Here is a 17,673-nt window from a genome sequence, read left to right as displayed (position 1 = left end):
ACAAGTCGCTGAAACGCGTAAGAAATTTCCGTCTATTCAATAGGAGGCGACTGAGGACTGGGAATGCAGATTCAGCATGCAACGGAAGATAAATCACCAGCCCCCATAGCCCGCGCCTTGCCGCGGGCTATGGGGTAGGTCAGGCGCGTACGCCTTCTGGCAGCGGCAACGCCAGCAGGCGTTCGTCGAGCAGGCCAAGGCCCTCCTGGAACAGTTGGTTGCTGCGCTCCGTCTCACCCAGGCCGGCGAGCAGGCGCGCCAGTTCGGCGCAGGCCTCGGGGTTGCGCTCCATGCGCAGGCTGCTTTCCAGGTAATCGCGCGCCTTGCCCCACAGACGGTTCTGCAGGCTGAGGCGGCCAAGGGTGAGCAACAGGCTGGCATCTTGTGGGTGGTCTTTGAGCCAGCCTTCGGCGGTTTGCAACTGGCGCACCGGGTCATCGCCACGCACCAGGCCATACAGGCGAGCCAGATGGCTTTCGTAGTTCCGCTTGAGAGCCGTGCGCAATGCCTGTTCGGCATCACTCTCGGCACCTACCTGGCGTAGCTGTTCAGCGTAGGCCAGCACGAGTTGCGGCTCCTGACGCTGGGCGGCAGTCAGTTGCTGCCAGGCGCGCTCCAGGGCCTGCCGTGCACTTTGCGCGTCCTCGCCACGGGTTGTCGCCAGGCTCAGGTTCTGGCCCCAGGCGCGCTGCTCGAGGGCAGCAAGCTCGGCGGCCGGTAGAACCTTGCCCTTGCGCAGGTCGGGCAACAGGCGAATCAAGGCGGACCAGTCACCGCGCTCCAGGTACAGGCGCTGCAACAGCCGCAGGACCTGGCTGTTGTGCGGGTGGCGCTCCTGCATGGCCAGCAAGGTCTCCAGCGCGCCATCGCATTCACCCCGGTCCATCTGCAGTTGGGCATGGGTCAGGGCAATGGCCAGTTCTGCCTGTGGCTGGCGCTCCAGGGCACGCTCCAGCAAGTTGTCGCTGTCTTGGCTGCGACCTTGCTCGTTGGCGGCACGCGCTGCACCGAGGTAGTACAGCAGGGGATGGCGCTCGGCCTCCGCGGCACGATGCAAATGGCGCTGGGCGCTGGCCCAGCGACCCTCGGCCAGGTCCAGCTGGCCCTGTTCGATTGCCAGGCGAATACGCCGGCGGCGGTTGCGCCGCGACCAAGGGTTGACCACGCCGCTGGAGGTCAGCAACAGCCCCACCAGGTAGCGCAGCAACCACAACACCAGAACGACCGCCAGCAGCCCACCCAACGCCGCCCACAGCCCCGATTGATAACGGAAACCACCGTAGGAAACCAGTACGTAACCGCTGTGCTTGGCGACGGCGACACCCAGCGCAGCAGCGACCACGATGGCCAGTACGGCCAGCAGGTAGACTCGCTTCATGGCTTGCCCCCCTCGGCCTCAGCCGGCAGATGGCGGCGCTGAATGTAGGCCTGCACGGCTGCCAGGCTCTCGCTGAGGTCAGGGGTGACCACCGACACTGGCTGCTCGGCCAAGGCATTCAGGCTGTCGAGCATGGCCTTGCTTTGCGGGTTGTCGGCATTGAAGTTGGCCAGCAGCACGCTGCGGGCATCATCCAGCGCCTGGGTATAGACCTTCGCGTCGCCATTGAGCGCCGCCCACTGGGCCTGCTCGATGGTCAGGCTCAATGCCAGGCGCAACTGGTTGAGTTGCTGCCCGGCCAGCAATGGGCGCACGTTTTCGTCGGCATTGAAGTCAACCTGGAAATACTTGGAGATTTCCGCCCACCACTGCGACAGGCGGCTGACACCGTCGCCATCGGCGGTCAAGGCGCCGAGGGCATCGGCATTGCTGTCGAACTCCGGCGACTGCGCGCTCAGTTGCTGGACCAAGTCACGCTGCGCAGCCAGCTTCAGGAACAGGCCCGTGCGGTCTGGTTGCTGGGTGCTGTTGAGCGTGGCCAGGCTGCGGTTCAGTTGCTCGCGGGCGGCAAAGGCACCTGGGTCGCTCTGCTCGCGCAGGATCTCGTCGGCACCTTCGACCAGGGCCTTGGCGCTGGTGATGTCCTGCAAGGCCGACAGGCGCAGGGTAGCCAGGCGCAGCAGGTGCTCGGCTTCTGCCAGGCGCCACTCCTTGCGGCTTTCGCCGAGCACGGTTTCCAGGCGCTGGCTGAGGCGCTGCTGGTCGCCCTGCAATTGCGCTACCAGCCGCCGGCGGTCTTCCAGTTCGCTGGCGGCTGGCAGGCTGGCCAGTTGCGCACTGATCTGCTGCTCACGCTGTTGCAAGGCCTCGGCGCGCTGGTTAAGCGCCTCGATGTGCTGGCCCTGGTCGAACTCGCTGCCTTGCAGTTGACGCACCTGCCAGGCACCCCAGCCACCTACCGCCACCCCGGCCGCGCCGAGCAGCAAGGCCAGCGCAGCAAGGCCATTGCCGGAGCGCTTGGCAGGCGGGGTGGTAACGGGATCCGCCGGCGTTTGCGCCGACGGCTGATCGTTATTGGACAAGACAGTCTCGCTCACGTATCCATCCTTTGCATGGGGGCGCATCGCGTTCAGCTTAGCGCCTTAAGAGGCAGGTGCAGTGCAAGACTGCACAGCTGCCAGCAAGGCCGCGGCACTGGCGCCACGGCAATCCACAACCTGTTGGGCCCCAGCGGCCCTGGCCTGCCCGGCTACCCGCGGGCTCGGCACGAACAACGGCAACCGGGCCAGCTGTGGCCAATCGGCGCCAGCCAGTTGCTGCAAATGTTCCAAACCCTGCCCACTGCTGACCACCAGGCCATTGAGGCGTTCCGCTTCGATGCGGCGCATCAGCGTGCCTGCGGGGTAAACCGGCAGGCAGCGACGATACAGTTCCAGATAATCGACACTAGCACCTTGCTCTGCAAGACGCTCTGCCAGCAGTTCGCGACCTCCAACGCCGCGAACGATCAATACCCGCGCTGCTGGCACGGCAACCGCCTGGCGCAGTGCCGGCAGCATCAGCAGTGCTTCGCTGTCGTCGCCACGCGGCGGGCAATTCACCCTCAGACCCGCCTGCTGCAACACTGCGGCAGTGGCCTCGCCTACGGTGAACCAGCCTTGAACGGGCGGCTGCAGGCTGGCGTTGGCCAACTGTTCCAGCAACAGCCGTGCAGCTGGCTTGCTGACCACGATGATCGCCTGGAAGCCACCAAGGCCCTGCAGCAACGCGCGCTGCCCAGCCTGGATTTGCACGGGTTCGATCTCCAGCAACGGCAGGCAGTGGCTGGCCACCCCCGCTGCCGCCAGGCTTTGCGCCAGCGCCGCACAGTCCTCGGCAGGCCGGGTCAGCAACAGGCGCCATTGGCTCACGGGTGGCCGGCCTCGCCATAGACCTCTTTGAGGATGGCCTCGGCACCCTGCCCCAGCAGATGTTCGGCGACCTCTACACCAAGGGCCTCGGCAGTTGCACGGGGGGCCCGGGCATCGGCCACCAGCAGGGTGCCGCCACTCGGTTGGCCGACCAGGCCGCGCAACCACAGTTGGTCGCCTTCCAGCACCGCGTAGCAAGCGATCGGCACCTGACAACCGCCGTTCAGGCGCTTGTTCATGGCGCGTTCGGCCACCACCCGGTCAGCCGTGTCATGGTGGTGCAGCGGCGCCAGCAAGGCATGGATCGCGTGGTCGGCGCTACGGCATTCGATGCCTACCGCCCCCTGGCCACCGGCAGGCAGGCTGTCGTCGACACTGATGGTGGCGGTGATGCGGTCTTCGAAACCGAGGCGGATAAGGCCGGCGGCCGCGAGGATGATGGCGTCGTATTCGCCGGCGTCGAGCTTGGCCAGGCGGGTGTTGACGTTGCCGCGCAGGAAGCGGATCTGCAGGTCGGGGCGACGCGCCAGCAGTTGGGCCTGGCGGCGCAGGCTGGAGGTGCCGACCACGCTGCCGGCAGGCAACGCTTCAAGGCTGGCAAAATGGTTGGAGACAAAGGCGTCACGTGGGTCTTCCCGCTCGCAGATGCAGTACAGGCCCAGCCCCTCGGGGAAGTCCATGGGCACATCCTTCATCGAATGCACGGCGATGTCGGCTTCGTTGTCCAGCAGGGCGGTTTCCAGCTCCTTGACGAACAACCCCTTGCCACCGATTTTTGCCAGCGGCGCGTCGAGCAGCTTGTCCCCGCGGCTGACCATGGGCACCAGGGTCACCCGCAGCTCAGGGTGGGCCTGCTCAAGGCGGGCTTTGACGTATTCGGCCTGCCACAGGGCCAAGGCGCTTTTACGGGTGGCAATGCGGATTTCGCGAGTGGACATGAAACGCCCCGATCCAGAGAAATGCCGTGGATCATAACAGCATCGCAAGGATCGCTAGCAGATGTGGATCAGCTAAGGGCCCCTTCAGGGCTGCCCTGCACCCTGACGGTGGGGCCGACCTGCCGGCCAGCAAGGGCCCAGCCCTTGCCATGCGGGCACCGGTTCAGAGGGCCTGCATCATCTTGCGCACACCGGCCACATGACGCCGGCTTACGGTAAGGGCATCGCCGTTCAGGCCTTTTAGGAACAGTTGGAAGTGGCCCAGGGGCGTGCGCTGAAGGCGTTCGATGCGTTCCCGGGCAACCAAGGCATTGCGGTGAATACGTACAAAGCGGTCGCCAAACTCGTCTTCCAGCGCCTTGAGCGGCTCGTCGAGCAGTACTTCCCCACCGTCGTGGCGCAAGGTTACGTACTTGTGGTCGGCAATGAAGTAGACCACCTGGTCCAACGGAATCAGCTCGATACCTTTGCGGGTGCGGGCGCTGATATGACTGCGCGGGCCACCGCCTTCATTGGCCGGCCGCGTCAGTGCCGCCAGTTGCGTTCGGTTGGGTTTATCGGCCTTGCGCAGTGCATCCCGCAGGGCCTGAGGGTGAACAGGTTTGGCGACATGGCTGAGGGTACTGTCCTTGAATGCCTCGGCACTGTATTGGTCATCCCCGGTGCAAAACACCACCGCTGGCGGCGCCTCGCGCTCGCACAGGCGGGCCGCGACCTGCAAGCCGTCCAGGCCTGGCATGGCGATGTCCAGCAGCACCACGTCGGGCTTGAGGCTGTCGATCAGGGTCAGGGCCTCTTCCCCGTTGGTAGCGCTGGGCTCCAACACGGTGTAACCCTCCAGTTCGCCGAGCAGCCGGCTAAGGCGGTCACGGCCTTGGGGTTCGTCATCAACGATCAGGACATTCATAATTGCGCTGGATTCCTGAATGAGTCTCGCACAGGTATAGCGTAGACAGGTGTGGTTCGAGCGACACTGCGGTCACGCTCTAGACCGGTGCGATGGCCAAAGATTCACTCGGACGGCAGATTCACTGCCAGTCTTCTGTCCAACTGTAGACGGTCCGTGGAACACTGCCGTTCATTCCTTCAAATGATTCACTGCCATTTTCCGGGCATTTCTGTCGACCGGCGCCCTGCGGCAGCCGTCCCAACCCTGTTATTATCGGCGCCACTTTTTCGTTCACGCCTGCAATGAGTGAATCCATGAGCACCGACAAGACCAATCAGTCCTGGGGCGGCCGCTTCAGTGAGCCCGTCGACGCCTTCGTCGCCCGCTTCACCGCCTCGGTCGATTTCGACAAGCGCCTGTACCGCCACGACATCATGGGTTCGATCGCCCATGCCACCATGCTGGCGCAAGTCGGCGTGCTCAGCGATGCCGAGCGCGACACCATCATCGATGGTTTGAAAACCATCCAGGCCGAGATCGAGGCCGGCAACTTCGACTGGCGCGTCGACCTTGAAGACGTGCACATGAACATCGAGGCACGCCTGACCGACCGCATTGGCATCACCGGCAAGAAGCTGCACACCGGCCGTAGCCGCAACGACCAGGTGGCAACCGATATCCGCTTGTGGCTGCGCGATGAAATCGACCTTATCCTGGCCGAAATCACCCGCCTGCAGCAGGGCCTGCTGGAGCAGGCCGAGCGCGAAGCCGAAACCATCATGCCGGGCTTCACCCACCTGCAGACCGCGCAGCCGGTCACCTTCGGCCACCACCTGCTGGCCTGGTTCGAAATGCTCAGCCGCGACTACGAGCGCCTGGTCGATTGCCGCAAGCGCACCAACCGCATGCCGCTGGGCAGCGCCGCACTGGCCGGTACCACCTACCCGATCGACCGCGAACTGACCTGCAAGCTGCTGGGCTTCGAGGCCGTGGGCGGCAACTCGCTGGACGGCGTTTCGGACCGTGACTTCGCCATCGAATTCTGCGCTGCAGCCAGCGTGGCGATGATGCACCTCTCGCGCTTCTCCGAAGAGCTGGTGCTGTGGACCAGCGCGCAGTTCCAGTTCATCGACCTGCCGGACCGCTTCTGCACCGGCAGCTCGATCATGCCGCAGAAAAAGAACCCCGACGTGCCAGAGCTGGTACGTGGCAAGACCGGCCGCGTGTTCGGCGCCTTGACCGGCCTGCTGACCCTGATGAAAGGCCAGCCGCTGGCCTACAACAAGGACAATCAGGAAGACAAGGAGCCGCTGTTCGACGCTGCCGATACCCTGCGCGACTCGCTGCGTGCCTTTGCCGACATGATCCCGGCGATCAAGCCCAAGCACGCCATCATGCGTGAAGCGGCGCTGCGTGGCTTCTCCACGGCAACCGACCTGGCCGACTACCTGGTACGCCGTGGCCTGCCGTTCCGCGACTGCCACGAAATCGTTGGCCATGCGGTGAAGTATGGGGTGGATACCGGCAAGGACCTGGCCGAGATGAGCCTGGACGAACTGCGCCAGTTCAGCGACCAGATCGAGCAGGATGTGTTTGCCGTACTGACCTTGGAAGGGTCGGTCAATGCGCGTGACCATATTGGTGGTACGGCGCCGGCGCAGGTGCGGGCTGCCGTTGTTCGTGGCAAAGCCCTGTTGGCGTCTCGCTAAGCCCCAAGGCGAGGGCTTCGCCCTCGTTCGCGGGCACGCCCGCTCCCACTGTGGGAGCGGGCGTGCCCACGAAGGGCTCAACACCAGGCTCAGCGCTTACCGCTGCGAATCATCTCCATGAAGGCCGGCATCGCTGCCTCCTTGTCTGCCACGATCCGCGCCATGTGCGGGCTCTCACCCATCAGCTGGAGCAACGCCTTGGCTTGCGGAAAGTCCGCCAGCAGGTCGATGTTCAGCACCTTCTTACCCACCGCATAAGCCAGATCGACCGAGAAGCAGAACATCAGGTCTGCCAGCGTCAGTTGCTCACCCGCTACATACGGCGCAAAGCGCCCGTTACGCTTGAGCGTGGCGAAGCCGGCCAGCAGGTCGGTACGTGCCTTATCCTTGACCAGTGGCTCTACCGCCATGCCAAAGAAGGACTCGGCGTAGCAGGTACGGGCTGGCAGCTCGATGTACAGTTCAATTTCCTTGAGCAACTCGCGTACCTTGGCCTGCTGGAACGGGTCGGCCGGCAGCAGCGCCTTGCCGCCCTGAGTCTGCTCGATGTAGTCAAGGATCACGCTGGTTTCGCTGAGAAAACCGTGTTCGGTTTCCAGCACCGGTACCTTGCCCCGCGGGCTCACTTCCAGCGCCTTTGGCGCCTGGCCGCCGTAAAAGGTGACCTCTTCGAAAGGCAGGCCTTTTTCCAGCAGCGCCAGCTTGACCATGTTGTAGTAGTTGCTGACCGAGAATCCATGAAGCTTGAGCATGAGGTAACAGCCTCCGGGCCGTAAGGGGTTTGGCTCGGCTTTTATAGACCGTAAGCCTGTTCCTGACCAGCGTCATGCACCTCGTCTATGACCGGGCATTGCCGCTACAGGCGTGGCACACTGTGCATCCCACCACAGGAGTACCGCCAATGAGCGAGCCCACCGACATCGACAATGACGACGAAGCCTTCGCCGAGGCAACGCTGACCCAAGCCATCGAGAACCAGATCGAAAGCGGCGAGCCGCCGGCGGCCAAGGCCACTTTCAACAAGCTGACCCTGGTTGGTTGGGAACGTGAAGACATTCTCAATGTGATGGCCCATGTGCTGGCCTACGAGATTGACAACATGCTGGCAGAAGACCGCGCGTTCAACGGCGAGTGGTACGAAAAAGCCCTGCGTGCGCTGCCCGAGCTGCCACCTGAGATGGATCAAGGCGAGGACGAATAACCCGGCTACACTCGAAGATCAGGCACCGTAGAAAGTGCCGTAATCCTCGTCTGGAAGTCAGGAGTTACCATGCCTTTTACCCCCGATCTTATCGATGAAATGGAAGTACTCGCGCTGTTCAAGCACGACAGCAGCCAGGAAGGCATCAAGATAACCAGCACTGCATCCCCCGCCCTGGTCGCCGCTGCGCAGCGCCTGCATGAAAAGGGGCTGACCGACCAACCGGATGGCGGCTACCTGACCAGCCTGGGTCATGACGCGGTTGAAAGTGTGCAGCTGTTGCAGAACATTCTCAAGGCGCCACAGCCGGCCTGAGTGCCCTTCGCGGTCAAGTGTGTAGGAGCGGCCTTGTGTCGCGATCGGGCCGCAGAGCGGCCCCGACAATTTGTGCAGCGCTGCCGAAATCCTGGGGCCGCTTTGCGGCCCGATCGCGACACAAGGCCGCTCCTACAGGGGGACGGCGCAGGGTTTTAGTTAGCAGTTGCCCTGCGCTTCTCTGCCAAGCGCGAGCGCCCGTACAGCAAGATGATCGCCAGCAACGCCACCGCCTGCGCCGACAGCGAGTAGGCGTCGGGATGAATCCCCAGCCAGTCGAACTCGAAGAACGCCACCGGCCGCGTGCCCAATACCCCAGCCTCTTGCAGCGCCTTTATGCCATGCCCGGCGAACACCACTGACAACGTGCACAGCAGTGCCGCATTGATGCTGAAGAACAGCGTCAGGGGCAGCTTGGCCGAACCGCGCAATATCACCCAAGCCAGGCCCACCAGCAGCACCAACGCCGTGGCGCCGCCTGCCAGCACCGCCTGGTGCCCGGCAGGGCCCGCCTGCAGCCACAAGGTTTCATAGAACAGGATCACTTCGAACAACTCGCGGTACACCGAGAAGAACGCCAGCACCGCGAAGCCAAAGCGCCCGCCACCACTGACCAGGCTGTTCTTGATGTAGTCCGTCCACGCAGCGGCGTGGCGTCGGTCGTGCATCCATACCCCAAGCCACAGCACCATCACGGCCGCAAACAGCGCCGTGCAGCCCTCCAGCAACTCACGCTGGGCACCACCGACATTGATCACATAGGCCGCCAGCGCCCAGGTAGCGAAGCCAGCGACCAGCGCCAGGCCCCAGCCGATGTTGACGCTGCGTACCGCTGACTGCTGGCCGGTGTTGCGCAGGAACGCCAGGATCGCCGCCAGCACCAGAATCGCCTCAAGGCCTTCACGCAACAGAATCAGCAGGCCTGAGACATAACTCAGCGACCAGCTCAGGCCGTCGCTACCCAGCAGCTTTGCCGCTTGCTCAAGCTTGACCTTGGCTTCGCCCAGGCGCTGCTCGACTTGGCCCACGGGCAGGCCATCCTGCAAGGATTGGCGGTAGGCCATCAGCGTCTTTTCAGTGGCCTTGCGCGCCTGGGTATCGATGTTGTCCAGCGAGCTTTCTACCAGCTCGAAGCCCTCAAGATAGGCCGCAACCGACAGGTCATAAGCCTGGTCGCGGTCGCCTGTACGGTAAGCGGCCAGGCTTTTGTCGAGCGTACTGGCGGTGTATTCGAGCAATTGCGCAGGGCCACGCTTGACCTGCGGCGGCTGGGCACGCTGGGCGCGGAATGCTTCCACGGCCGCGGCGCCTTCGTGGGCGGCGATTTCGGCCGGGGTCTGGCGGGCCAGGTCGGCGATGTTCCAGGTTTTGTCGCCTTTGCCGGCTTCCGGCTTGGCGGTGAAGCTGGCGATGTAGGCCGCCAAGTCCCAGCGCTGGCGGTCGTCCAGCTGGTCGGCAAAGGACGGCATCTCGGTGCCGTCGATGCCCAGGGCAAGGGTGTTGTAGAGGTCGAACAGGCTCAACTGGTCAAGGCGCGCGACGTCGCGCAGGTTGGCCGGCGCGGGCTCCAGGCCGACGCCTGCCGGGCCATCGCCCGCGCCGCTTTCACCGTGGCAGATGGCACAGTTTTGTGCGTACAGGGCAGCACCACGGGCCGGGTCCGGGGTGATTATCGGGGCTTGGCTCACCTCATAAGCCACCGCAAGGCGTGCGCCCAGTTGCCGGGCCTGCCTGGATACCGCTGGGCCGTCCAGACGCTGGTCGATGGCCTGGCGCAGCGCTTGCACGCCCTGCTCCAGTGCCGCGTGCTCGGCATTTGCAGGCAGGCCTTTGACCAGTTCGGCCAGTACCGCGCCGAACTCGCGCTGCTCGTCGTATTCGCCGCTGTCGACCACCTTGCCGTCACTCACGGTTGGCGGGTAGTCGGCACCAATGTAGTCAAGCAGGTGCAGGGCCTTGGTAGCCTCGGCGGGGGCTTCGGCCAATGCCGCAGCGCTGCACAGCGCCAGCACCGTGCCGAGCAATAAAGCCGGCAGCCAGGCAAGCGGACGGGAACGGGTTTTCATGGCCAGTCTCGAAGGGAATGCGAAAGAGAACATTGTTCACTTCCACTTTGCTTCACTCAAGGGTGCTGGGCGGATTTCATGAAAAATCTTGGTACAAATAAGATCACGCGGGATGGCACGGTATCTGGGGGCAGGCTTGCCGGCGATGAAGGAGGCACCGATGCCACAGGAAACACCGGGTACCAAATGATTCACCGCGGGTAGGTCCTTACCCACTAGCCTGTTGAGCCACTATTCAAGAGGCAGGGAACATGGATCGTCCCCATTCAAAGCAGCTACGGCTTGGCCGGTTTTCGGAAACCCGTCGGTTGTATTTGCTTACCAGCACCACCCTGGCAAGAGCCCCAATCTTCAATGACTTTCGCTCAGCCCGCTTGCTGGTGGCCGAGTTCCGCCAGGCTGAAGAGGAAGGTCGCGCCCGATCGCTTGCCTGGGTGGTGATGCCTGACCATTTCCACTGGTTGGTCGAGCTCGGGCCGGCCAGCCTGAAGCGGCTGATGCGCAGGGTGAAGTCCCGTAGCACCATGATGATCAACAGGCATCGAGGGCGAAGCGGCCAGCTCTGGCAGAAGGGGTTTCATGACCGGGCCGTGCGGCGTGAGGAGGATGTGCAGGATGTGGCGCGATATATCGTCATGAACCCCAAGCGGGCGGGTCTTGTTGCGAGGGCTGGGGATTATCCGCATTGGGATGCGATTTGGCTCTGACCAGATGTTGCCTGCGGGGGCCCTATCGCAGGCAAGCCCCGCAGGGATCGCCTTAGGGCTGACAGGTGTTTGCCACAAGGTATGGCAGCGCCTGTTAGAGCGAGCGCCGCCCGCGCGGCGCAATCGTGAGCTGCGCTCGCTCCTACGTTTGTTTCGGGCCAATTATTCCTGTGGGATTCGCGCGCGAACGCCTTGGTGCATGCCTCAATATCGCGCCGTACAAACAAGGCGGCCGCGCGCGCCTGTCACAGGCGTTACTGGCCCGAAACAAACGTAGGAGCGAGCGCAGCTCGCGATTGCGCCGCGCGGGCGGCGCTCGATCTCACAGGCGCTGAAGATGCTCCGGCTACCCTTGCCAGGAACCATAGAATCTCCCACAGGTACTGCACAACCTTCAGGGCTGGCGCTTTCCCTGTGGGAGCTGGCTTGCCGGCGATTGGGCCTCAAGGCTTTAAGGTGTCCTTCCAGCCACCACCGAGGGCGAGGAACACACCAATTTGCCCCAACGCCACTTGGCTATCGGCCGCTGCAAGTTGCGCGCGCATGTCAGTATAGGTGCGGGTCGCCTGCAAGTCCGCCAGGAACGACTCACGCCCGGCCTGGTAGTACCGGTGCGTCTGGTCAGCCGCATCCTTGGCCGACTTCTCTGCCTCGGCCAGTGCGTCACGCCGGTCCAGCAGGGCACTGTACTGCGCCAGGCGAGTCTGGGTCTCGCGGATGGCGTTCAGCACCACACCGTCGAAATTCGCCAAGGCTGCTTGCGTAGAGGCTTCGGCCATGCGGATGCGGGCGCGTGTGCCGTTGGTGGGGATGCTCCAGCTGATCTGCGGGCCGAAACCCCAGCGGTTGGTCGACGGCTCACCAAGGTTTTCCAGAATACCAATCGTGCCCACCTGGGCACCGATGCTGATGTCCGGGTACAGCGCGCCGGTAGCAACCCCGATAGAGGCAGTTGCTGCGGCCAGCTGGCGTTCGGCCTGGCGCACATCAGGCCGGCGTTTGAGCAACGCAGCACCGTCGCCCACCGGCACCAACTGGTTCAGGTGCGGCAGCTCGGCACAATCGGCGGTTCCGGCGGGCAACTGGTCTACCGGTTTGGCCAATAACGCAGCCAAGGTGTACAGGCCGGTTTCACGCTCGGCCTTGAAGCGCGGCAGTTCGGCGCGCAAGGACTTGAACTGGGTCTGCGAGCGGGTGACCTGGGTTTCATCGCCACGACCTGCATCACGCAAGCGCTGGTTAAGCTTTACGCTTTGCTCCTGCAAGTCGAGCGACTGGCGGGCGATGTGGTATTCCTCGTTGGCCGAGCACACTTGGGTATACGCCTTGACCACGTCGGCCACCAAGGTGATGCGGGCGGTATCGGCAGCAGCCTGCACCGCGTCTGCATTGGCCTTTGCAGCCTCGGTACCACGCTTGAACGTGCCCCACAGGTCGAACTGATACGAAGCGCTGATGATGGCCTCGCCAATGTTGGCCACCGGCACCTTCTCAGGTTGCAGGAAAGCTTCGCCAGACTCCTGCAAGCGCTGGGCACCCAGTTTGACGCCGCCGTTGAAGCCACCTTGCGACTCGGCCACTTCGACCTGGGCGCGGGCCTTGGCGATGTTGGCCGCGGCTACGCGCAGCTCGGTATTGGCACTCAGGGCCTGGCGCACCAGCTCGTTCAGCCGTTGATCCTGATACAGCTGCCACCAGTCCTCGGGCACCGGCGCCGAAACCACGCTGTCGGCATCCTGGCGCAGCGGGCCATTGAGGTCGCTGCGTTGCACCGCCGCGTCCTTCGGCACCTCATAGTCGGGGCCGACCATCATGCAGGCCCCCAGCGACAGGCACAGGCCAGCCAGGATGAGCTGTTTCATGGATGCTGGCCCTCGATGATCGACACCGTGGCGGTACGCCCGGCGATCATGCGGAAGTCCTCTGGCACTTCATCAAACGCAATGCGCACTGGAATACGCTGGGCCAGGCGCACCCAGCTGAACGCCGGGTTGACGTTGGGCAGCAGGTTGGCGCCGCTGCTGCGGTCGCGGTCTTCGATGCCGGCGGCAAAGCTCTGCACATGGCCGCGCAGGCGGGTGTTGTCGCCCATCACGCGGATATCCACGGCATCGCCGAGGTGGATGCCGCCAAGCTTGGTTTCTTCGAAGTAACCGTCGACGTGGTACGAGGCACTGTCGACCACCGACAGCACCGGGCGGCCGGCGGTGACGAATTCGTGGTTACGCGGCGCACGGTCGTTCAGGTAACCGTCCACCGGGCTGCGTACCACCGAGCGGTCAAGGTTGAGCTGGGCGGTATCGACTGCCACCTGTGCCTCGCTGACGGCCGAGCGGGCGCGGGCCACGCGGGACTGGCTTTCCTCCAGTTGCTCGGCCGCCACCAGGTTGCCCAGCTTGCGGTTGCGCTGTGCTTCGCGGGAGGCCTGGGCCAGGGTTTCCTGGCGCTCGCCGAGGGTGGCCTTGGCCTGGCGCAGGGCCAGGGTGAAGCGGTCCTGGTCGATGGTGAACAGCACGTCGCCGCGCTTGACTGTCTGGTTGTCGTGCACCTCGACTTTCTGGATCAAGCCCGACACATCGGGGGCGATCTGGATCACGTCGGCGCGGATATGGCCGTCGCGCGTCCAGGGCGCAAACATGTAGTAGACGACCATCTGCCATACGAGCACGGCGGCGAAGGTCACTACCAGCAAGGTCAGGACCACACGGCCCAGGGTCAGCAAAGGTTTTTTCATGGCAGCATCAGGTTTCGGCAAAAGTGGTCCACCGCGCCAAGCAGCACGGCATACAGGGCAACGTTGAACAACGCCCGGTGCCAGACCAGGCGGTAGAAATGCATGCGCACCAGCACCGCGTGCAACCCAAGGAACAGCAGGTAGGTGCCAAGCATCATCACCAACAGCGTGGGCAGGAACACCCCGCTGATATCCAGTTCACCAATCACAGGGGCGCTCCGTCGAGGCCGGCAGGCAGTTGCAGTTGTTCGGCGGGTTCGAGCATCACCTCCACACCTGGCAGCAGGGCAAGGCGCAGGCCGCTCAGCGCATGCAGCAGGTGGGTGCGGGCATCGCCACGCTCGTACAGTTCATCCAGGTTCAGCGCCAGCCGCGCCCGCTCCATGTTGCGCAGCAGCGCAGCCGGCGCATGCAGGCGCTGGCCAGCGTGCAGGCAGGCGGCGTAGTGCGCACCCACTTCGTCAACCACGGTATTGAGCCGCTCACGGGCCTGCTGACCAGCGCGCGGCAGGTAGGCCAGCAAGTCGAGCAGGTTCAACCCAACACGCAGGTCACGCAGTGCTACACCGCTGTCCTGGCCCGTTTGCGAGAGGCGCGGCAGGTGCTGCATCAAGCGGTCGAGCATCTGCACGCCAAGCTTGCGGTGTTCGGCCAGGGTCGCCGGCACGGTCATTTCGACAATGTCGCGCCAGGCGAAGCGGGTCATGCGCTTGGCAGCCAGCTCTACCCCAAAGGGGCGCATGACCAACGTCCAGATGAAGGCGAACAGCAGGCCGACAGGGCCGGCCAGGTTGGAATTCAGGAAGGTGAAGAAGTCGGCATCATAGGCGCCCTGGATGCTGATGAAAGTCGAGGTGTTGACGATGGTCAGCAACGTGCCCAGGTAAAAACGCGGTTGCACGGTCAGGGTGCCGACGCAGATGAACGGCACAGCAAAGGCCAGCACCAGCATCGGGAAGTCGTGCAGGTTGGGCAGCACCAGGAACAGGTACAGGCTGGAGAAGATCACCGACAGCAAGGTCCAGAAGAAGAACCGGTAGATCTGCGGTGCCGGGTCGTCCATGGCCGCGAAGAAACTGCACGACACGGCCGCGAGAATTACCGCGCTGGCGCCGTCGTTCCAGCCCAGGCCAATCCACAGGCCACAAGCGACGATGATCGCCAGCACCGTGGTGGCCACCGAGTACAGCATCAGGCCACGGTCGAAGAACGGTGTCAGGCGGCCCAGGCGCCAGTGCCGGTACACGGCCCGCCAGGGCGTGGCATCGTCGGTGCGCAGGGCATGTTGCAAGGTGCAGCAGTCCTGCCACAGGTCGGCCCATTCGGTCAGCCGGTACAGGGCGTTGGATAACAGCAGCTCGGCGCGCTGGTCGAGCATGGCGGCAGCGGGCTGCAGGCGCTCGATCTGCTCGTGCAGCGCAGCCCAGCGGGCGACAGAAGCGCTGGCGGCAGTCCCTTGCAGACATTCGCGAGCGCTGGCGAGCACAGGCTGCAACTGGGCGAACTGAGCCGGGGCGCGGCCCTCCAGTGCAACCAGCGCATCATCGAGCGCATCGATGACCGGCAGCAGGTGAATCATCCGCCCACGCAGTTCACGGGCGTTTTTCAGGGTGTGCGGGCCAGCCCCTTCGTGGCCGAGCTGGCCGATCATCAGCTCCAGCGAGTTGAAGGTGGTGACCATCGCCCCGCGCATGCCGCCGACCTTGTCGGTGCTGCCAGCGCGGGCCAGGTAGGTATCGCTGTAGTTAAGGGCCTCGGTAAACCAGTTGCCGGTGGCGCCGACCACCACTGGGGCCAGCCGGCGAGGCCAGAAAATGGCGCCAACGACGGCTGCGCAGACAATCCCCAGGCAGATTTCCTGGGCGCGGGAAGACGCGACCTCAAACACCGCCAGGGGGTTATCCACAACCGCCAGTGCGATCATCGGCAAGGTGTAGCCGGCCAGCATCAGCATGTAGTTGTTGGCCGTGCGCAGGTTCAGCGAAAGGAACAGCAGGGTGCCGGTCCACAGGGCGATGGCAATGCTCAGCAGCAACGGCGACTGTACCAGCGGTGGCACCAGGAGGACCGCCCCCCCGGCACCGAGCAAGGTGCCCACGGCACGGTACAGCGCCTTGGAGCTGGTTGGGCCAACGAAGGGGCTGGAAACGATGTACACCGTGGCCATGGCCCAGTAGGGCCGCGGCAACTGCATGAGCAGGGCAATGTACAGGGCGATCATCGAGGCCGCGAAGGTGCGCACACCGTAGAACCAGTCCCGCGCCGGGGGGACCGAGCTGAAGAAGCCGTTCATGCCACCCCGCCTGCACCGCCCAGGCCGGCAGCCTCGAAGGCGCGCAGCACGCGCAAGGCGGCTTCCAGGTCAGCCTGATCGATGCCTTGCAGCACATCCCTGCGCACGCGCACCAGTTCGGCTTCGATAGCTTCGGCCAAGCGGCGGCCTTCTGCGGTGAGGCTCAGGGCCTTGGCGCGACGGTCGAGGGGGTCTTCACTGCGGCAGACCAGGCCGGCCTTGCACAGTTGGTCGAGCAGGCGTACCAGTGACGGGCTTTCCAGGCCGGCTGCCTGGGCCACCGCTACCTGATGCACACCGTCGCCGAGGCGCACGATCATCAGCAGCGGCGCAGCGCAGGCCTCGGAGATGCCGTAACTGGTCAACGCGCAATGGCAGATGCGCCGCCAATGGCGAGCCGCAACTACCATGCCACTGCTGACCTGCAGGCGCAGGAGATCAAGGGACATGAACAGTATCCAGGTATATTCATAGTTTGCTAACTATCAATATACGCTCGTACCTCCCCCTGTCGTCAACAGCGGGTGACGAGGGGTATGGATGAATGGTTGTGCATGCTGGAGGGTGTATTGCCTGTGCTGGCCCTATAGCCGGCAAGCCGGCTCCCACAGGTATTGCACACATACTGCAGCCTGTGGTCGCCTGTGCGAGCGGGGGAATCAGGGGTGTATCTGGTCTTCCAGCTTCATGGTCAGGGCGAGTGTGCTGCCCATCTGCAAGGCCCGGTCGCGCCACTGCAGGTAGCGCACGCTGTCACGGCTGCTGAAATGCACCGCCAGCTCTTCGGCCGCCTGTACCACCCCTGCGGCTGCCGCCAGTTCCAGCCAGTACAATGCAGCCTTGATGTCGGGTTCCACGTACAACCCGTGCATCAAGCGATAACCCACCTCGAAGCGGCAACGCGCTTCGCCACGCTCGGCCCCGCGCATGAACCACTGGTAGGCCTGCACCAGGTCTACCTGCCATTGCTGCTCGCCATCGCACACTTCTTCTTCATACAGGTCACCCAGGGCCGCCGCGGCATGCAGCATGCCGCGCTCGAAGGCCTGCCGGTAGCAATCCGCCGCCTGGGCATAGGAGGGGTCGATACCCTTGCCGAAGTAATGCTGCTGCCCCAGGTTGAACCACGCAGCAGCATTGCCCTGCAGTGCCGCCATGCGCAACAGGTGCCCGGCCAACACGGTGTCAGCGCGCCAATACTTGCCGTTGAGCCAGATCCAGCCGAGGTCGTTGAGTGCCGCTACGCTACCTTGCAATGCCTGGCGGCGCAGGTCGGCGTAAACCGCCTGCAGGTCACTGGCTTCGTCCAGGCGGTTGATCAGCAGCGAGCGCTGGCTGGGCAAGCCTACCCCGGCGAACAACCGATGCCGCCTGCCGGCCGGTGCCGGGGCGGCGATGACCCGTTCGGGCAAAAGGCGGGCAAGCAGCGAATGGATATTGCTGGCAGCAGACATGTTCATCCTCATTGAACGACGCACAACCCCAACCTTCGGCTGTGATGAGGCGTGATTCTGCGTGATGTCACGTCAAAAC

17 protein-coding genes are annotated in these 17,673 nt (G+C 64.0%); 4 read left to right on the top strand and 13 right to left on the bottom strand.

The features are described 5' to 3' along the window. Positions 1–139: 139 nt before the first annotated feature. The 5 genes from FPB55_RS00790 to FPB55_RS00770 form a co-directional block, all read right to left on the bottom strand. Positions 140–1,378, bottom strand: coding sequence for a heme biosynthesis HemY N-terminal domain-containing protein (locus FPB55_RS00790; protein WP_125855090.1), 1,239 nt, complete (start codon positions 1,376–1,378; stop codon positions 140–142). Further along, on the bottom strand, positions 1,375–2,475 hold the full coding sequence (locus tag FPB55_RS00785) for a uroporphyrinogen-III C-methyltransferase (RefSeq protein ID WP_047150044.1): 1,101 nt from the start codon (positions 2,473–2,475) through the stop codon (positions 1,375–1,377). The genes FPB55_RS00790 and FPB55_RS00785 overlap by 4 nt, the downstream gene beginning before the upstream one ends. Positions 2,476–2,520: 45 nt before the next feature. After that, complete coding sequence (locus FPB55_RS00780) at positions 2,521–3,288, bottom strand: uroporphyrinogen-III synthase (RefSeq protein WP_009682197.1); 768 nt, start codon at positions 3,286–3,288, stop codon at positions 2,521–2,523. Continuing rightward, positions 3,285–4,226, bottom strand: coding sequence for a hydroxymethylbilane synthase (gene hemC, locus FPB55_RS00775; protein WP_009682196.1), 942 nt, complete (start codon positions 4,224–4,226; stop codon positions 3,285–3,287). The genes FPB55_RS00780 and hemC overlap by 4 nt, the downstream gene beginning before the upstream one ends. Before the next feature lie 163 nt (positions 4,227–4,389). Continuing rightward, the gene (locus tag FPB55_RS00770; protein ID WP_115293226.1) at positions 4,390–5,133 is read right to left on the bottom strand and encodes a LytTR family DNA-binding domain-containing protein; all 744 of its coding nucleotides are present in this window, start codon (positions 5,131–5,133) and stop codon (positions 4,390–4,392) included. A 296-nt stretch (positions 5,134–5,429) separates the two neighbouring features. Between FPB55_RS00770 and argH the strand changes: the two genes are divergently transcribed. Beyond that, the gene (gene argH / locus FPB55_RS00765) at positions 5,430–6,824 is read left to right on the top strand and encodes an argininosuccinate lyase (RefSeq protein WP_029887272.1); all 1,395 of its coding nucleotides are present in this window, start codon (positions 5,430–5,432) and stop codon (positions 6,822–6,824) included. An 89-nt stretch (positions 6,825–6,913) separates the two neighbouring features. On the opposite strand, the gene FPB55_RS00760 is transcribed toward argH, so the two are convergent. Next, on the bottom strand, positions 6,914–7,576 hold the full coding sequence (locus tag FPB55_RS00760; RefSeq protein WP_144187352.1) for a glutathione S-transferase: 663 nt from the start codon (positions 7,574–7,576) through the stop codon (positions 6,914–6,916). Positions 7,577–7,725: 149 nt separating this feature from the next. On the opposite strand from FPB55_RS00760, the gene FPB55_RS00755 reads away from it, so the two are divergent. Next, the gene (locus FPB55_RS00755; RefSeq protein WP_029887274.1) at positions 7,726–8,025 is read left to right on the top strand and encodes a hypothetical protein; all 300 of its coding nucleotides are present in this window, start codon (positions 7,726–7,728) and stop codon (positions 8,023–8,025) included. Positions 8,026–8,094: 69 nt separating this feature from the next. Continuing rightward, complete coding sequence (locus FPB55_RS00750) at positions 8,095–8,340, top strand: TIGR02647 family protein (RefSeq protein WP_009682190.1); 246 nt, start codon at positions 8,095–8,097, stop codon at positions 8,338–8,340. 155 nt (positions 8,341–8,495) lie between these two features. On the opposite strand, the gene FPB55_RS00745 is transcribed toward FPB55_RS00750, so the two are convergent. Next, positions 8,496–10,439, bottom strand: a complete 1,944-nt coding sequence (locus FPB55_RS00745; RefSeq protein ID WP_144187350.1) for a cytochrome c/FTR1 family iron permease — start codon at positions 10,437–10,439, stop codon at positions 8,496–8,498. Positions 10,440–10,657: 218 nt separating this feature from the next. On the opposite strand from FPB55_RS00745, the gene FPB55_RS00740 reads away from it, so the two are divergent. Then, the gene (locus FPB55_RS00740) at positions 10,658–11,113 is read left to right on the top strand and encodes a transposase (RefSeq protein WP_144187348.1); all 456 of its coding nucleotides are present in this window, start codon (positions 10,658–10,660) and stop codon (positions 11,111–11,113) included. A 443-nt stretch (positions 11,114–11,556) separates the two neighbouring features. On the opposite strand, the gene FPB55_RS00730 is transcribed toward FPB55_RS00740, so the two are convergent. The 6 genes from FPB55_RS00730 to FPB55_RS00705 all read right to left on the bottom strand — a co-directional run bounded on the left by FPB55_RS00730 (position 11,557) and on the right by FPB55_RS00705 (position 17,594). Next, positions 11,557–12,975 (bottom strand): TolC family protein, encoded by a 1,419-nt coding sequence (locus tag FPB55_RS00730; protein ID WP_047149957.1) that lies wholly within the window; start codon positions 12,973–12,975, stop codon positions 11,557–11,559. Beyond that, positions 12,972–13,847 (bottom strand): HlyD family secretion protein, encoded by an 876-nt coding sequence (locus FPB55_RS00725; protein WP_009682395.1) that lies wholly within the window; start codon positions 13,845–13,847, stop codon positions 12,972–12,974. Before FPB55_RS00725 ends, FPB55_RS00730 begins: the two co-directional genes overlap by 4 nt. Beyond that, entirely contained in the window at positions 13,844–14,056 is a 213-nt protein-coding gene (locus tag FPB55_RS00720; protein WP_009682394.1) for a DUF1656 domain-containing protein, read from the bottom strand. Before FPB55_RS00720 ends, FPB55_RS00725 begins: the two co-directional genes overlap by 4 nt. Beyond that, a complete protein-coding gene (locus FPB55_RS00715; RefSeq protein WP_144187345.1) occupies positions 14,053–16,140 on the bottom strand; it encodes an FUSC family protein in 2,088 nt (695 codons plus the stop codon). Before FPB55_RS00715 ends, FPB55_RS00720 begins: the two co-directional genes overlap by 4 nt. Beyond that, positions 16,137–16,589 carry a MarR family transcriptional regulator gene (locus FPB55_RS00710; RefSeq protein WP_029885345.1) on the bottom strand — a complete coding sequence of 151 codons (453 nt, stop codon included), beginning with the start codon at positions 16,587–16,589 and terminating at the stop codon, positions 16,137–16,139. The genes FPB55_RS00715 and FPB55_RS00710 overlap by 4 nt, the downstream gene beginning before the upstream one ends. A 210-nt stretch (positions 16,590–16,799) precedes the next feature. Next, complete coding sequence (locus FPB55_RS00705) at positions 16,800–17,594, bottom strand: tetratricopeptide repeat protein (RefSeq protein ID WP_029885344.1); 795 nt, start codon at positions 17,592–17,594, stop codon at positions 16,800–16,802. Between the last annotated feature and the right edge of the window lie 79 nt (positions 17,595–17,673).

The sequence above is a fragment of the Pseudomonas sp. BJP69 genome (assembly GCF_007633355.1).
Taxonomy (GTDB): domain Bacteria; phylum Pseudomonadota; class Gammaproteobacteria; order Pseudomonadales; family Pseudomonadaceae; genus Aquipseudomonas; species Aquipseudomonas juntendi.
The sequence above is the reverse complement of the archived record's forward strand: the minus strand, read 5'-3'. Positions and strand labels throughout refer to the sequence as shown.

Excerpts from the sequence above, each read along its gene's own strand:
- FPB55_RS00790 (WP_125855090.1), bottom strand. The coding sequence starts at position 1,378 with ATGAAGCGAGTCTACCTGCTGGCCGTACTGGCCATCGTGGTCGCTGCT.
- hemC (WP_009682196.1), bottom strand. The coding sequence starts at position 4,226 with ATGTCCACTCGCGAAATCCGCATTGCCACCCGTAAAAGCGCCTTGGCC.
- FPB55_RS00770 (WP_115293226.1), bottom strand. The coding sequence starts at position 5,133 with ATGAATGTCCTGATCGTTGATGACGAACCCCAAGGCCGTGACCGCCTT.
- argH (WP_029887272.1), top strand. The coding sequence starts at position 5,430 with ATGAGCACCGACAAGACCAATCAGTCCTGGGGCGGCCGCTTCAGTGAG.
- FPB55_RS00760 (WP_144187352.1), bottom strand. The coding sequence starts at position 7,576 with ATGCTCAAGCTTCATGGATTCTCGGTCAGCAACTACTACAACATGGTC.
- FPB55_RS00755 (WP_029887274.1), top strand. The coding sequence starts at position 7,726 with ATGAGCGAGCCCACCGACATCGACAATGACGACGAAGCCTTCGCCGAG.
- FPB55_RS00750 (WP_009682190.1), top strand. The coding sequence starts at position 8,095 with ATGCCTTTTACCCCCGATCTTATCGATGAAATGGAAGTACTCGCGCTG.
- FPB55_RS00745 (WP_144187350.1), bottom strand. The coding sequence starts at position 10,439 with ATGTTCTCTTTCGCATTCCCTTCGAGACTGGCCATGAAAACCCGTTCC.
- FPB55_RS00740 (WP_144187348.1), top strand. The coding sequence starts at position 10,658 with ATGGATCGTCCCCATTCAAAGCAGCTACGGCTTGGCCGGTTTTCGGAA.
- FPB55_RS00730 (WP_047149957.1), bottom strand. The coding sequence starts at position 12,975 with ATGAAACAGCTCATCCTGGCTGGCCTGTGCCTGTCGCTGGGGGCCTGC.
- FPB55_RS00725 (WP_009682395.1), bottom strand. The coding sequence starts at position 13,847 with ATGAAAAAACCTTTGCTGACCCTGGGCCGTGTGGTCCTGACCTTGCTG.
- FPB55_RS00715 (WP_144187345.1), bottom strand. The coding sequence starts at position 16,140 with ATGAACGGCTTCTTCAGCTCGGTCCCCCCGGCGCGGGACTGGTTCTAC.
- FPB55_RS00710 (WP_029885345.1), bottom strand. The coding sequence starts at position 16,589 with ATGTCCCTTGATCTCCTGCGCCTGCAGGTCAGCAGTGGCATGGTAGTT.
- FPB55_RS00705 (WP_029885344.1), bottom strand. The coding sequence starts at position 17,594 with ATGTCTGCTGCCAGCAATATCCATTCGCTGCTTGCCCGCCTTTTGCCC.